This is a genomic window from Pseudomonas sp. GW101-3H06, assembly GCF_059424605.1.
In genome coordinates, this window is sequence record NZ_JBWKZO010000001.1 from 3,518,641 (window position 1) to 3,533,870 (window position 15,230).

The following is a 15,230-nucleotide window of genomic DNA, read 5'->3' on the forward strand; positions in this document are numbered from 1 at the left end:
ACGAGGTGAGGGGGCATTCTACTCGCTGTGCAGATTTGCATAAATCAACTCTGCGAGCTTTTTACTGATCCCGGGTGCTTTGGCGATCTCTTCGATGCTGGCACGAGACAGCTCCTGCAATCCACCAAAATGTTTCAACAAATCACGTCGACGTGTCGGTCCGACACCGGCAACGCCCTCAAGCGTAGACGTTCGACGGGTTTTTCCGCGTCGGGCACGGTGCCCGGTAATGGCGAAGCGGTGAGCTTCGTCACGAATCTGCTGGATCAAATGCAGCGCGGGGGAGTCACCGCGCAAGGTGAATTCATGGGCGGCGTCATTAAGGTACAGGGTTTCGAAGCCGGCCTTGCGCGTCGCTCCCTTGGCCACGCCGAGAAGGATCAGATCCGGCACCGCCAGCTCATTGAGCACGTCGCGGGCCATGGACAGCTGGCCCTTGCCGCCGTCCACCAGCAGGATGTCCGGCAGCTTGCCCTCCCCGTCCTTCAGCTTGCTGAAGCGGCGCGTCAATGCCTGGTGCATGGCGGCGTAGTCGTCCCCGGCCGTTACGCCTTCGATGTTGTAGCGACGGTAGTCGGACTTGATCGGGCCTTCGGGACCGAACACCACACAAGACGCCACGGTCGCTTCACCGCTGGAGTGACTGATGTCATAGCACTCAAGTCGCTGAGGTGGCTCGTCCAGCTTCAATACGTCTGCCAGCGCGTCGAAGCGCGCCGTGATGTGCTGGCGGTTCGCCAGACGTGCGCCCAAGGCCTGCTCCGCGTTGGTCACCGCCAGTTGCTGCCAGCGTGCTCGCGTACCGCGAACCCGGTGACTGATGGTCAGCTCGCGACCACGCAGCTCTTCGATGGCCGCAATCAGGGTCGGAAAGTCCTCGTGAACTACGTTTACGATCAACTCGCTGGGCAAGTCGCGTTCAGGGCTGCTGATGAAGTACTGGCCAAGAAATGCTGCCATGACTTCGCAAACGTCCTCTTCAATACCGACTTGCGGGAAGAAGTTCTTACTTCCCAGCACCCGCCCGCCACGCACGCTGATCAAATGCACGCAGGCGCCGCCGGGATTGACGAACGCCGCGATCACGTCGACATCACCGGTCCCACCTTCCATGCTCTGCTGGTCCTGCACCCGCCGCAGCAGCGAAATCTGGTCGCGCAACTCGGCGGCGCGCTCGAACTCCAGGTTGATCGCTGCCTCTTCCATGGCCGTTGATAACTCATCGGTCAGCGCATTGCTGCGACCTTCAAGAAACATCACCGAGTGCCGGACGTCCTCGGCATACACTTCAGGCTCGACCAGACCGACACAAGGCGCCTTGCAGCGTTTGATCTGGTATTGAAGACAAGGTCGCGTGCGATTCTTGTAATAGCTGTCTTCGCACTGGCGAACGAAAAACGTCTTTTGCAGCAGGCTCAGGCTTTCGCGAATCGCACCGGCGCTGGGATAAGGTCCGAAATACTTGCCCTTGGCCTTCTTCGCCCCACGATGGATGCTCAGACGGGGGAATTGGCCATCGGAAAGAAATACGTAAGGGTAGGACTTGTCGTCCCGCAGCAGGATGTTGTACGGCGGACGCCATTCCTTGATCAGCGTCTGCTCAAGCAGCAACGCCTCGGTTTCGTTGGCCGTGATGGTCGTTTCGACCTGGGCGATACGCGCCACCAGCGCGGCTGTCTTAGGCGCCAGGCCGGTTTTTCGGAAGTAGCTCGACAGGCGATTCTTGAGATTCTTGGCCTTGCCGACATACAGCAGGCGCGCATCGCTGTCGAACATGCGGTACACACCGGGGCGCCCACTGACGGTCGACAGAAAGGCACTTGGATCAAAGGTATCAGTCATTTTCAGAGGCTGGCATCAACCATGCCGTGACGAACCGCCAGCAGCGTCAACTCGACATCACTGCTGATCGAAAGCTTTTCGAAAATGCGGTAACGGTAGGTGTTCACGGTTTTTGGCGACAGGCACAGCTTGTCGGAAATGATCTGGACCTTCTGGCAACCGACGATCATCAACGCAATCTGGATCTCCCGCTCGGACAAGGCATCGAAGGGCGAATCGTTGGTCGGCTGAAACGATTTGATCGCCAGTTGCTGGGCGATTTGCGGACTGATGTAGCGCTGCCCGGCGAACACCAGGCGGATGGCCTGGACCATTTCCGGTAAACCCGCGCCTTTGGTCAAGTAACCCGCGGCACCGGCCTGCAACAAACGTGTAGGAAACGGATCTTCCTCACAGACAGTCACCGCGACGACTTTGATGTCCGGGTGACTGCGCAACAATTTGCGAGTGGCTTCAAGACCGCCAATACCGGGCATCTTGACGTCCATCAAGACCACATCGGGTTTCAGCTCACGAGCCTTGAGCAGGGACTCTTCCCCCGATTCAGCCTGGCCGACCACCTGCAGGCCATCGATGTCAGCCAGCATTCGTGTAATGCCTGTACGAACGAGATCATGGTCATCGACCACTAGCACCCTAATCAAGCAGACACCTCGCGATATGGTCTTATTGAGTTGTCGACACCTTAGCAAAAAAGCTTCTGGCAGACCTAGCGGAAAGCGTCAGATAAAAAGTTTCAACGTATCTTGTAAGCCCGGTGCCAAGCGTGTTTCAGCGATGCGGACCTTCGACGTCGCGTTGCATTCTCAGAAAACACTCGTCCGTACCCACCACTTGTAATCCCTTTCTTTCGTATAACGCACGCGCCGGGTTGTTTTCAAAAACCGTCAAGCGCAATGCCGGGCGCCGTTCGTGGCCAGCCAAGGCAAAAACCTGATCGATCGCCCAGGATCCAGCGCCTAGCCGGCGAAACCCCTCGGCGATCTGCAATTCGCGGATGTAGAGTGCCTTGGCGTCTCGACTCAGGCTGACGTAACCCACCCTGTGCTCGCCGCGCATGATCAAACGATTGTCGCGACCTGCCCAAGCGACATCGAATGCCTCATCCTGCCACAGCAGATCATGCTCAATGTAATAACGCAGCATATTGCTGCAGGTCAGTTCACGGGCAAATTCAAGATCGCGGTCAGTTGCAGCACGCCATTCAAATTTCATCACGCCTCGATTGCCGGTTTGCGGGAGCAGGAAGTGTGTCACAACCGCCGGGGTGCTCAAGCAATAGAAAACGCCATTCATGCCCGATAGCATTTTCTGATTGAATACTCGTGCCGGGCTCTTGTAAGCTCGGCGCATCCATCGGAGACAGACCATGTTCAATGCCCTCTCACAGCTCCATACCGCCAGCGCCCCGCGCTCGGTTGCGACTGCCCGGGCGAACGATGTTTGTGCTCCGGTCAGCTTTTATTTTGGGTATTGGTTTAGCCACTGGCGCGCCTGATACCCACACGGCGCCCACTTCAAACGGGTCGCCACCAGAGAATTCTCAACCCCCGGTCGGCTTCCCGATCGGGGGTTTTGTTTTTTCAGCCCTTAACAATTTTTAGCGACACACCAGACATTCAGAGGATCAAGCACATGAACTACGCCACTTATTACCGTTACGACAGTTTTACCGCCTGGCGATTTACCACCCGCCGCTCGGGACAGCCTGCCGCCTCCGATCGGTCACCCACAGGTGGCAAGCACACACACGCAGCCAATCCGGCCAATTGTCGAACACCCCAATAGGGCCAAGCGCGCGGGAACGAACCCGCTGCCTGCCCAGGAAACCTGAATATGAACTCGTCCGTCTCCGCTCTGCCGCTGTCCACCTTGAGCCCTGCCAATGAAGCGCTGACCCTGCGTCTGCCCAGTTCGTTGCAACTCAAACAGCAACTGCCGCTCACCAATGCGCTGACCCAGCAAGTCGCGGCCCACCGCCAGGCCGTTCGCGCGATCCTCAACGGTGAAGACTCCCGCCTGCTGGTCATTGTCGGCCCCTGCTCGATTCACGACCCCAAATCCGCCCTCGAATACGCCGGCAATCTGGCTCGACTGGCTGACGAAGTCAGTGACGAAATGCTGCTGGTGATGCGCGCTTACGTCGAAAAACCCCGCACCACAGTTGGCTGGAAAGGCTTGGCCTACGATCCGCACCTGGATGGCAGCGACGACATGGCTGGCGGCCTGACCCTGTCCCGCCAGTTGATGCGCGAAATGCTCCTGCTGGGCTTGCCGGTGGCGACTGAACTGCTGCAACCCATGGCCGCCGGCTATTTCGATGACTTGCTCAGCTGGGTAGCCATTGGCGCCCGCACCACCGAATCGCAGATCCATCGCGAGATGGCCAGCGGCCTGAGCATCCCGGTAGGCTTCAAAAACGGCACCGACGGCGGTGTCGCGGTGGCCAGCGATGCCATGCGCTCAGCCGCCCACCCGCATCGCCATTTCGGTGTCGACAGCCAGGGACACCCCGCGATCATCCAGACCCCGGGCAATGCGGACACCCATCTGGTACTGCGCGGCGGTCATCACGGACCTAACTACGACCGCGTGAGCGTGGCCAAGGTGCACGGCGACTTGACCCGACTGAAGATTCCGGCGCGGATCATGGTCGACTGCAGCCACGCCAATAGCGGCAAGGATCCGCTGCGTCAGCCGGCGGTGTTCAATGACGTGCTTGAACAACGTTTGCAGGGTGACCGCTCGCTGATCGGCATGATGATCGAGAGCCATTTGTTCGAGGGTTGCCAGCCGCTGAGCCCGTCGCTGAAATACGGCGTGTCGGTAACGGACGGTTGCCTGGGCTGGAGCGGGACGGAACAGCTGTTGCGTCAAGCGGCAGGCCGGCTTCGCGCACAGCGTGATTAAGAGCGCACGGCAGGCTCAAAGGGTGGATAGGGGTTCCGACTGGCACCTTATCCACCCCGTCTTTTCGGTGCCCCCCTATTCCGTTTTCGCCAGCTGAGCGCGTCCTTTTCATACATCGCGTCGACGTCCGAGTGTTTTAGAGTGAGGCGCAAGGCTCCTCCCCCTGACCGCTGAAAAAGGACAAAAACATGCAAAGGAATGCAGACACTCATTACCCGATCCTACTGGTTCATGGGCTCTTCGGATTCGACCGGATCGGCACCTTCGAGCTCTTCCATGACATCAAACAGGCCCTCAGAAACGTTGGAACGCGGGTATTCGTACCGCACCTGTCGGCCACCCACAGCAACGAAGCACGGGGCGAACAGCTGCTGGCGCAAATCATACGGGTGCTGGAAGGCACTGGTGCAAGCAAAGTCAACCTGATCGGTCACAGCCAGGGCGCACTGGCCGCACGTTACGCAGCAGCGGTTGCACCGCAGTCGGTTGCTTCGGTGACGTCGGTCAGCGGCCCCAATCACGGTTCCGAACTGGCCGATTTCCTGCGCCAGGCGCTTACGCCCGCAAGCCTGCCTGAGCAGATAGCCGACACGGTCGCGACCCTGTTCGCTGACTTCTTGTCATTACTCAGTGGCAAGCGCGGCCTGCCGCAAGACGCTATCGCCGCACTCAACGCCCTGACCACGGAGGGCGTAGGCGCATTCAACGACAAGTTTCCCCAGGGCCTGCCGAAAACCTGGGGTGGCAAGGGTTGCGCAAAGGTCAACGGTGTCCATTATTATTCCTGGAGCGGCATCTTGTCGGGAAAGCTTCTGGAGGGTGGTTTGAACTCACTTGATCCATTCCACGGATTTATGCGGGCCTTTTCCCGGTATTTCATAAATGAAGCCGGGCAGAACGATGGCATGGTCGGCCGCTACAGCTCCCATCTGGGGACCGTCATTCGCTCCGACTATCCACTGGATCACCTGGGCACGCTGCGCCAAACAGGCTTGCCCCTCGCGAAACACATCGACCCGATCGAGCTCTACGTGCAGCACGCTGAACGCCTGAAAAAAGCCGGACTTTGATCGCCAAACGGGTCAATTGTAAGAGTGGAGCTTGCTCTGGGCGGCGCCCCGACGATGGACGTCAACGATAACGCGTTGTCTGAAGGTCCGCGTTGCCCGAGCCTTTTTCGCGAGCAGGCTCGCTCCCGCAGGAGAAATAGTGCGCTGAATCCGGTAGGCTGCTCATTTTACCGAACATTGAAAGGAGTATTTCCCCATGGCTAGAGCCACTGCCCGCCACATCCTCGTTGCCAGCGAAGCCAAGTGCAACGAACTCAAGGCCCAGATCGAGGCTGGCGCAGATTTCGCCGAAATCGCCAAAGCCAACTCCACTTGCCCTTCCAGCCGCCAGGGCGGTGACCTGGGCTCGTTCGGCCCGGGCCAGATGGTCAAGGAGTTCGACACCGTGGTCTTCAGCGCACCGCTCAACGTCGTGCAAGGCCCGGTCAAGACCCAGTTCGGCTACCACCTGCTGGAAGTGACCAGCCGTCAGGACTGATCGACGCCTGGTTTTCCTTCACTGCGGCCCGCCTATTGGTGGGCCGCCGTGTTTCAGGTACGTAATTCGGCTGGCGAGGGACGCGCCGCTAGCGTACAAATTGTCGTTAACGACCACCCGGCTCTAAGGCTGACAATGCGACTGGCTTTCCCTACTGTGTTATTCACTGCCGTGGCCCTGTTGTTGGGCGCCGCCGGTGTGAACGCCGCACCGCAACATGCGTTGACCGTTTACGGCGAACCGGCCAAATACCCTGCCGGTTTCAGTCACTTCGCCTACACCAATCCGCAGGCCCCCAAGGGTGGCACCATGCGTCGTTCGGCGATCGAAATCGGTCACTTCGACCATGTGTTGCCGTACATTGACAAAGGCATCGGTGTCACGCAGATCGATGGCCTGCTCTACTCCCCCCTGGCCCAGCGCTCGCTGGACGAGCCTTACACCGTGTATGGCCTGGTGGCGCAGAAAATGGAACGCTCCGATGACGGGCTGTCGCTGCGCTTCTACCTCAACCCCAAGGCACGCTTTGCCGATGGCAAACCCATCACGGCCGAGGACGTGCGCTACACTTTCGATCTGTTGATGACCCAGGGCAGCCTGCGCTATCGCACGCAGTTCGCCGACGTCAAAGGCGTCGAAGTGGAATCGCCGCTGACCGTGCGTTTCGATTTCAAGAACAACGAAAACCGCACCCTGCCCCTGGACATCGCCACCCTGCCGGTATTTCCCGAACACTGGTGGAAAACCCGCGATTTCGCCGGTGGCGGCGGTTACGAGGCCCCGCTGGGCAGCGGCCCGTACAGGGTGGGCAAGGTCGACTCCGGACGCAGCATCACCTTTGAGCGTAACGCCGACTGGTGGGGCAAGGACTTGCCGGTCAGTCGCGGCCTCTACAATTTCGATCATTTCAGTATCGAGTACTTTGGCGATACCGACGTTGCCCGCCAGGTGCTGCGTGGCGGCGCCTACGACTACAACCGCGAATTTTCCGCCACCGGTTATTCCATCGGCTATGAAGGCCCCGCCCTGAGCGACGGTCGCCTGCAAAAAGCCCACCTGGCCACACAAGCCCCACAACCGAGCCAGGGCTTCGTGTTCAACTTGCAAAAGCCGATGTTCCAGGATCGCCGGGTGCGCCAGGCGCTGGTCATGCTCTGGGATTTCGAATGGAGCAACCGGCAGATGATGCGCAATCTGTACATCCGTCAGCAGAGCTTCTTTTCCAACACCGAACTTGCCGCACGGCAACTGCCGGATGCCGGTGAACTGGCCATTCTCGAACCGCTGCGCGGGCAGATCCCGGACGAAGTCTTTACCAAGGTGTTCGAAGCCCCGAAAACCGATGGCAGCGGCTTGATTCGCGATAAACAGCTACAAGCGCTGGACCTGCTCGAACAGGCCGGTTGGAAACCCAAAGGTGATCAACTGGTCAACGCCGACGGTGGACCACTGAGCTTCACGTTCCTGGTCAGCCAGAACGGCATGGACCGCTTGCTCCTGCCGTACAAACGTACGCTGAAGCAGATCGGCATCGACCTGAACATCCGTCGCATCGACGCGTCACAGTACGTCAATCGCCTGATGAGCCGAGACTACGACATGATTGTCACCGGTTACCCGGTCACCACTTCACCGGGGGGCGAATTGTTCAACTATTTCGGCTCCGCCGCGGCCACCGACCCCGGTTCCAACAACTACATGGTCCTGAAGAACCCGGCAGTGGACACCCTGATCAACGGGCTGGTGCGCGCCGACAACAAGGCCGACATGTTGCGCTACGCCCATGCGCTGGACCGGGTGCTGCAATGGAACTACTACTGGATTCCCAACTATTACCCGCCGGGAACGTCCACTGTGTGGTGGAATCGCTTCGGCATCCCCAACGTGCAGGCCAGCAATGACGAGGCCATCGAGAGCTGGTGGGAAGTCAGCACCACGCCGCTGACCAACCAGCAGATGACCGCCGAGCGCATTCGCCGTGGCAGCCCCGGAGGACCGCATTGATGTGGGCTTACATACTGCGGCGCTTGCTGCTGATCATTCCGACGCTGGTGATCATTCTTCTGGTCAACTTCGTGATCGTCCAGGCCGCCCCGGGCGGACCGGTGGAACAGGCCATCGCCCATCTGCAAGGCATTGGCGGGGCCGGTGTCGGCGGCGGTTCCGGCGAATCCATGAGTGGCACTTCCCGGGCCAGTCGCGGCCTCGATCCACAACTGATCAAAGACATCGAAAAACAGTACGGCTTCGACAAACCGGCCCATGAACGGCTCTGGCTGATGCTCACCAGCTACGCGCGCCTGGACTTCGGCAAGAGCTTCTTCCGCGGCGCCACGGTCACCGACCTGATCCTGCAGAAGATGCCGGTGACCATTTCCCTCGGGCTCTGGGCGACGCTGATCACCTACCTGGTATCGATTCCATTGGGCATCCGCAAAGCGGTGCATCATGGCAGTCATTTCGATATCTGGAGCAGTACGGCGATCATTATCGGCTACGCGATGCCGGCGTTTCTCTTTGCGATGTTCCTGATCGTGGTGTTCGCCGGCGGCACTTCCCTGAACTGGTTCCCGGTACGCGGGCTGGTGTCGGACAATTTCGAGTCGCTGTCGACCCTGGGCAAAATTGCCGACTACTTCTGGCACCTGGTACTGCCGGTGACGGCGCTGGTGATCGGTGGTTTTGCCACCTTGACCATCTTGACCAAGAACTCGTTCCTCAATGAAATCACCCGGCAATACGTGGTCACGGCCCGCGCCAAAGGCTTGAGTGAGCGCCGGGTGCTGTATGGCCATGTGTTCCGCAATGCCATGCTGCTGGTGGTGTCGGGGATTCCGCAGGCCTTCATCAGCGTGTTTTTTGCCGGTTCCTTGCTGATCGAAGTGATCTTCTCCCTCGATGGCCTGGGTCGCATGAGCTACGAGGCCGCAGTTTCACGGGACTATCCGGTGGTGTTCGGCTCGCTGTTCATCTTCACCCTGTTCGGCCTCTTGATAAAACTGGTGGGCGACCTGTGCTACACCCTGGTCGACCCGCGCATCGACTTCGCCGCGAGGAATGCCTGATGCTCAAGCTTTCACCGCTGGGCCGTCGTCGTTTCGAACGCTTCAAGAAAAACCGTCGCGGCTGGTGGTCGCTGTGGCTGTTTGTCGGCCTGTTCCTGTTGACCCTGGGTGGCGAGTTGATCGCCAACGACAAGCCGCTGATCGTCAGCTATCAAGGTTCGTTGTATTTTCCGGCCCTCAAGCGCTACACCGAACAGGAGTTTGGCGGGCAGTTGCCGTTCCAGGCCGATTACCGCAGCGACTACGTGCAAAACCTGATCAAGAAGGACGGTGGCTGGCTGTTGTTTCCGCCCATCCCTTTCAGTGACGACACTCCGAACTACGACCTGAACAAACCCGCGCCCAGCCCACCCTCAAACGTGAACTGGCTGGGCACCGACGATCAGGCGCGGGACGTCTTGGCCCGGGTGATTTTCGGCGCCCGGGTATCGATTCTGTTTGCCCTGATGCTGACCTTTGTCAGCGCACTGATCGGCATTGCTGCCGGCGCCCTGCAAGGCTATTACGGTGGCTGGGTCGACTTGCTCGGCCAGCGCCTGCAAGAGGTCTGGTCCGGGTTGCCGGTGCTGTACCTGCTGATCATTCTGTCGGGGTTTGTCGAACCGAATTTCTGGTGGTTGCTGGGAATCATGGCGCTGTTTTCCTGGCTGGCACTGGTGGACGTGGTGCGTGCCGAGTTCCTGCGCGGGCGCAACCTGGAGTACGTCAAGGCCGCCCGGGCCTTGGGCCTGACCGATCGCAAAGTTATCGTGCGGCATATTCTGCCCAACGCCATGAACGCGACCTTGAGCTACCTGCCGTTCATTCTGACCGGGGCCATCTCGACCCTCACGGCGCTGGACTTCCTCGGTTTCGGCATGCCGGCCGGCAGTGCCTCCCTGGGCGAACTGATCGGCCAGGGCAAGCAGAACCTGCAAGCACCGTGGCTGGGGCTGACGGCGTTTTTTACCCTGGCGTTGATTCTTTCCTTGTTGGTGTTCATCGGCGAAGCCTTGCGCGACGCGTTTGACCCCCGATCTTGAGAGGCGGACTGTTGATATGAGTAACCTGATCGAAATCCGTGACCTCAGCGTGGCCTTCAGCGGCCAGACCGTGGTGCGCAATCTGTGCCTGGACATCCGCCCCGGCGAATGCCTGGCTTTGGTGGGCGAATCGGGTTCGGGCAAGTCGGTGACTGCCCACTCGATCCTGCAATTGCTGCCCGAATGCGGGACTCAAACCACAGGCAGCATCCGTTATCGCGGCCAGGAGATTGTGGGCGCAGACGCCAAAAGCTTGCGTCAATTGCGTGGCAACCGCATCGCCATGATTTTCCAGGAGCCGATGACCTCCCTGAATCCGTTGCACAGCATCGAAAAGCAGATCGGCGAAACCTTGCTGGTGCACAAAGGCATGGCGGGCAACGAAGCGCAGGCGCGGATTCTTGAGTTGCTGCACCTGGTGGGGATCCAGAAACCCAAGGAACGGCTCAAGGCTTACCCCCACCAATTGTCCGGCGGCCAACGCCAACGGGTAATGATCGCCATGGCCCTGGCCTGCGAGCCGGAGCTGTTGATCGCCGATGAACCCACCACCGCACTGGACGTCACCGTACAACGCAAGATTCTGTTGTTGCTCAAATCCTTGCAGCGGCGGCTCGGCATGTCGCTGCTGCTGATCAGCCACGATCTCAACCTGGTACGCAGCATTGCCCAGCGCGTCTGTGTGATGAAGGCCGGGGAAATCGTCGAGCAGGCCAGCTGCGAAACCATTTTCACCGAACCAAAACACCCCTACAGCTGCGTGCTGCTCAATGCCGAACCGGAAGGCGAAGCGCTGCCCCTTGAAGAGCGTGAAAACGTGCTTGAGGTCAATAATCTACGGGTGCAGTTTGCGGTGAGTGGCGGGTTGTTCCGGCGCAAGACTTACTTGAACGCCGTGGACGGTATCAGCCTCAATGTTCAGCGCGGCAAGACCCTGGGCATTGTCGGCGAATCCGGCTCCGGCAAATCCACACTGGGCCAGGCGATTCTGCGCCTGCTCGACTCCGAAGGCGGCATTCGCTTCCAGGGCGAGGCCCTGGACGGCCTGACGCAGAAACAGTTGCGGCCGTGGCGCAAGCAAATGCAGGTGGTGTTCCAGGACCCGTTTGGCAGCCTCAGCCCACGGATGTCCGTGGCGCAGATCATCAGCGAAGGCCTGGAAGTGCATAGCCAGTTGAGCGTCGAGCAATGCAACGCCGAGGTGATTCGGGCCTTGCAGGAGGTCGGCCTCGACCCGCAAAGCCGCCATCGCTATCCCCATGAGTTTTCCGGCGGCCAGCGCCAACGCATCGCCATCGCCCGGGCGCTGGTCTTGAAACCGGCGCTGATTCTGCTGGACGAACCGACTTCGGCACTGGACCGCACCGTGCAAAAACAAGTGGTCGCCCTGCTCCGCCAGCTTCAGGAAAAACATGGCCTGACGTATCTGTTCATCAGCCATGACCTGTCGGTGGTGCGCGCCCTGGCCCACGACATGATCGTGATCAAGGACGGCAAGGTGGTGGAAAGCGGCGCCAGCCATGATGTGTTTGGTTCGCCGCAGCATCCGTACACCAAGGAGCTGTTGGCGGCGGCGCATCCGGGACAGGCATAATTGCGTGACAGGCTTTTGACCGGGTCGCGGCCTTCGCGAGCAGGCTCGCTCCCACAAGGGATTGTGAAACGCGCAGATCCCCTGTGGTAGCGAACCTGCTCGCGAAGAGGCCGGCAAAGGCAACATTTAATCAGGATCAGCTCCCATGAACACCAACGAAAGCCTCAAGGACTACCAGCGCGTCTGCCTGCTGGCGATCCGTTCGTTGTTCGAGATCATCGAGCAGTCGAGTGAAGGCACGGTGATCGTCGACCGCGATGCCAACATCGTCTGGATGAACGAGCGCTACGCCCGGCGTTTTGGCCTGCAATCGGCCGAGGGTGCCATCGGCAAGGCCTGTGAAAGCGTGATCCCCGGCAGTCTGTTGCGCGAGGTGGTGCGCACCGGTCGGCCGATTCTGCTCGATATGCAGGACACACCCAAGGAGCCGCTGGTGGTGATGCGCCTGCCGATTCACGACGACGCCGGCGAAGTGATCGGCGCCATTGGCTTTGCCCTGTTCGACGAACTGCACAGCCTGTCGCCGATGCTCAAGCGCTACATGAGCATGCAGGCAGAGCTGGCGTCGACTCGCTCGCTGCTTCGAGCACGGCAGACCAAATACAACTTCGCCCACTTCATTGGCACCAGTGCCGCCAGCCTCGAAGTCAAACGCCGTGCCCGCCGCAGCGCCAGCACCGAATCGCCGGTGTTGCTGCTCGGCGAAACCGGAACCGGCAAGGAATTGCTGGCCCAGGCGATCCACAATGCCTCGCCGCGCGCGCACAAGGCGTTTGTCAGCATAAACAGCGCGGCCATCCCCGAATCGCTCCTGGAAGCCGAGTTCTTCGGTACCGCCCCTGGCGCCTTTACCGGTGCCGACCGCAAGGGCCGCGCCGGCAAGTTGCAAATCGCCCAGGGCGGCACATTGTTCCTCGATGAAATCGGTGACATGCCATTGCCACTGCAAAGCAAACTGCTGCGAGTACTGCAGGAGAAGGAATTCGAACCAGTCGGTTCCAACGACGTGATCCAGAGTGATGTACGGGTGATCGCCGCGACCTCTACTGACCTGGAAGCCGCGATTAAACGCGGCGAGTTTCGCGCCGATCTGTATTACCGCCTCAATGTCCTGCCCATCCAGGTACCGCCGCTGCGCGACCGCCTCGACGACCTGCCCGCCCTCAGCGAAGCGATCCTTGAAGAGTTGCGCAGCCAGCACGAACTGAACAGCGAAGCGCTGGAACTGTTGGGGCAGCACGCCTGGCCGGGAAACATTCGCGAGCTGCGCAACGTGCTGGAGCGGGCAGCGTTGCTCAGTGATGACCTGCGGCTCACGGCAGCGGATATCCGTGCGGCGATCGGCACGTTCACCCCGGTTCAACGGGTGGTGCCGCTGACCCTCGAACCTGTTGAGTACGAGACTTTCAATGCGGCGCGGGAGCGGTTTGACAGGCAATTGATCGAAACCACTCTGGCGCAATGTGGGGGTAAGGTGATTGAGGCGGCGGCGCGGTTGGGGTTGGGGCGGTCGACGTTGTACAAAAAGATGGTGGCTTTGGGGATTGCGGAGTCTCAGTAAGGAGACATATATCTCTATAAGTAGATATAGCCTCTTCGCGGGCAAGCCCGCTCCCACAGTGACTGCGTGTTTCCAGACTATTCGCTGAACCTGGGGGAGCGGGCCTGCCCGCGAAAGGGCCAGGCTTGACAGCGAAAGTCTCCAAACAGAGACAAACCCATTGAATTTGACTCCAAACAGACAAATATATCCTTATATTTCAATAAGTTAATCATCTGGCACGAAACTCGCTACTGCTGTCTCCTACAACGTTTCACCCCTACAAAAATAACAATCCCAGGAGACACACCATGAGTGTGATCATTGCCTTGGCAGCCCTCGCGCTGCTGATGCTGGCTGCTTACCGTGGCTACAGCGTTATCCTTTTTGCCCCGATCGCCGCCCTCGGCGCCGTCCTGCTGACCGACCCTTCGGCCGTTGCACCGGCCTTCACCGGCGTGTTCATGGAGAAAATGGTCGGTTTCATCAAACTGTACTTTCCGGTGTTCCTGCTCGGTGCGGTATTCGGCAAGCTGATTGAGCTGTCGGGTTTCTCGCGCTCAATCGTCGCCGCCGCCATTCGCTTGCTTGGCACCCGTCAGGCAATGCTGGTGATCGTATTGGTTTGCGCCTTGCTTACCTACGGTGGCGTGTCGCTGTTCGTGGTGGTGTTTGCGGTTTATCCATTCGCCGCTGAAATGTTCCGCCAGAGCAATATTCCCAAGCGCCTGATCCCGGCGACGATCGCCCTCGGCGCGTTCTCGTTCACCATGGATGCCCTGCCCGGCACCCCGCAGATCCAGAACATCATCCCCAGCACCTTCTTCAACACCACGGCCTGGGCAGCACCGTGGCTGGGTGTGATCGGCACGATCTTCGTGTTCTGCGCCGGCATGCTGTTTCTCCAGCGTCAGCGCAACAAGGCCCAGCGCACGGGTGAAGGCTATGGCAGCGACCTGCGCAACGAGCCGGAAACCGCCGCCGACATCAAACTGCCCAACCCGTGGATCGCCCTCTCGCCGCTACTGGCCGTGGGCATCATGAACCTGCTGTTCACCCAGTGGATTCCACAGTGGTACGGCAAGACCCACAGCCTGGCGCTGCCGGGCATGGCCGCCCCGGTCACCACCGAGATCGCCAAACTCACCGCGATCTGGGCAGTACAGGCTGCGCTGCTGGTGGGCATCATCATGGTGCTGCTGTTCGGCTACAAGGCGATCAGCCGCAAACTGGCCGAAGGCAGCAAAAGTGCAGTCAGCGGTGCCTTGCTGGCAGCGATGAACACGGCCTCGGAATACGGTTTCGGCGCGGTGATCGCATCCCTGCCGGGCTTCCTGGTGTTGGCCGACTGGCTCAAGAACATTCCCGATCCGCTGGTCAATGAAGCGATCACCGTCACCTTGCTGGCCGGCATCACCGGTTCCGCATCGGGTGGCATGAGCATCGCCCTGGCGGCGATGTCCGAGCAGTTCATCAGCGCCGCCCACGCCGCCAATATTCCGCTGGAAGTGCTGCACCGGGTGGCCTCGATGGCCAGCGGCGGCATGGACACCCTGCCGCACAACGGCGCGGTGATTACCTTGCTGGCGGTCACCGGCCTGACCCACCGCGAAGCTTACAAAGACATTTTCTGTATTACGCTGATCAAGACACTGGCGGTTTTCGTGGTGATCGGCACTTTCTACGCCACTGGCATTGTGTGAGGTATT

At 59.8% G+C, this 15,230-nt stretch carries 12 protein-coding genes; 9 read left to right on the forward strand and 3 right to left on the reverse strand.

Translation table 11 applies throughout. From position 1 onward, the window contains the following. Positions 1 to 18: 18 nt before the first annotated feature. From uvrC to AC07ZE_RS16045, 3 genes are all read right to left on the reverse strand, one after another. Positions 19 to 1,842, reverse strand: a complete 1,824-nt coding sequence (gene uvrC, locus AC07ZE_RS16035; protein ID WP_095194718.1) for an excinuclease ABC subunit UvrC — start codon at positions 1,840 to 1,842, stop codon at positions 19 to 21. Positions 1,843 to 1,844: 2 nt separating this feature from the next. Next, a complete protein-coding gene (gene gacA / locus AC07ZE_RS16040; protein ID WP_008015884.1) occupies positions 1,845 to 2,486 on the reverse strand; it encodes a response regulator transcription factor GacA in 642 nt (213 codons plus the stop codon). Positions 2,487 to 2,613: 127 nt separating this feature from the next. After that, the gene (locus tag AC07ZE_RS16045) at positions 2,614 to 3,057 is read right to left on the reverse strand and encodes a GNAT family N-acetyltransferase (protein ID WP_207267832.1); all 444 of its coding nucleotides are present in this window, start codon (positions 3,055 to 3,057) and stop codon (positions 2,614 to 2,616) included. A 621-nt stretch (positions 3,058 to 3,678) separates the two neighbouring features. Here AC07ZE_RS16045 and AC07ZE_RS16050 point away from each other — a divergent pair. From AC07ZE_RS16050 to AC07ZE_RS16090, 9 genes are all read left to right on the forward strand, one after another. After that, complete coding sequence (locus AC07ZE_RS16050; RefSeq protein WP_207265667.1) at positions 3,679 to 4,752, forward strand: 3-deoxy-7-phosphoheptulonate synthase; 1,074 nt, start codon at positions 3,679 to 3,681, stop codon at positions 4,750 to 4,752. 188 nt (positions 4,753 to 4,940) lie between these two features. Then, a complete protein-coding gene (locus AC07ZE_RS16055) occupies positions 4,941 to 5,822 on the forward strand; it encodes an esterase/lipase family protein (RefSeq protein ID WP_207265668.1) in 882 nt (293 codons plus the stop codon). 196 nt (positions 5,823 to 6,018) lie between these two features. Next, positions 6,019 to 6,300: a peptidylprolyl isomerase gene (locus AC07ZE_RS16060; RefSeq protein WP_207265669.1), complete on the forward strand. Its 282-nt coding sequence runs from the start codon at positions 6,019 to 6,021 to the stop codon at positions 6,298 to 6,300. A 135-nt stretch (positions 6,301 to 6,435) separates the two neighbouring features. Continuing rightward, complete coding sequence (locus AC07ZE_RS16065; RefSeq protein ID WP_207265670.1) at positions 6,436 to 8,304, forward strand: extracellular solute-binding protein; 1,869 nt, start codon at positions 6,436 to 6,438, stop codon at positions 8,302 to 8,304. Beyond that, positions 8,304 to 9,365: a microcin C ABC transporter permease YejB gene (locus AC07ZE_RS16070; RefSeq protein WP_095194712.1), complete on the forward strand. Its 1,062-nt coding sequence runs from the start codon at positions 8,304 to 8,306 to the stop codon at positions 9,363 to 9,365. Before AC07ZE_RS16065 ends, AC07ZE_RS16070 begins: the two co-directional genes overlap by 1 nt. Next, positions 9,365 to 10,387 carry an ABC transporter permease gene (locus AC07ZE_RS16075; RefSeq protein ID WP_207265671.1) on the forward strand — a complete coding sequence of 341 codons (1,023 nt, stop codon included), beginning with the start codon at positions 9,365 to 9,367 and terminating at the stop codon, positions 10,385 to 10,387. Before AC07ZE_RS16070 ends, AC07ZE_RS16075 begins: the two co-directional genes overlap by 1 nt. A gap of 16 nt (positions 10,388 to 10,403) precedes the next feature. Then, on the forward strand, positions 10,404 to 11,981 hold the full coding sequence (locus AC07ZE_RS16080; RefSeq protein ID WP_207265672.1) for an ABC transporter ATP-binding protein: 1,578 nt from the start codon (positions 10,404 to 10,406) through the stop codon (positions 11,979 to 11,981). Positions 11,982 to 12,126: 145 nt separating this feature from the next. Then, the gene (locus tag AC07ZE_RS16085; RefSeq protein ID WP_207265673.1) at positions 12,127 to 13,542 is read left to right on the forward strand and encodes a sigma-54 interaction domain-containing protein; all 1,416 of its coding nucleotides are present in this window, start codon (positions 12,127 to 12,129) and stop codon (positions 13,540 to 13,542) included. 290 nt (positions 13,543 to 13,832) lie between these two features. Beyond that, a complete protein-coding gene (locus AC07ZE_RS16090) occupies positions 13,833 to 15,224 on the forward strand; it encodes a GntP family permease (RefSeq protein WP_207265674.1) in 1,392 nt (463 codons plus the stop codon). The last annotated feature ends 6 nt before the right edge of the window (positions 15,225 to 15,230 follow it).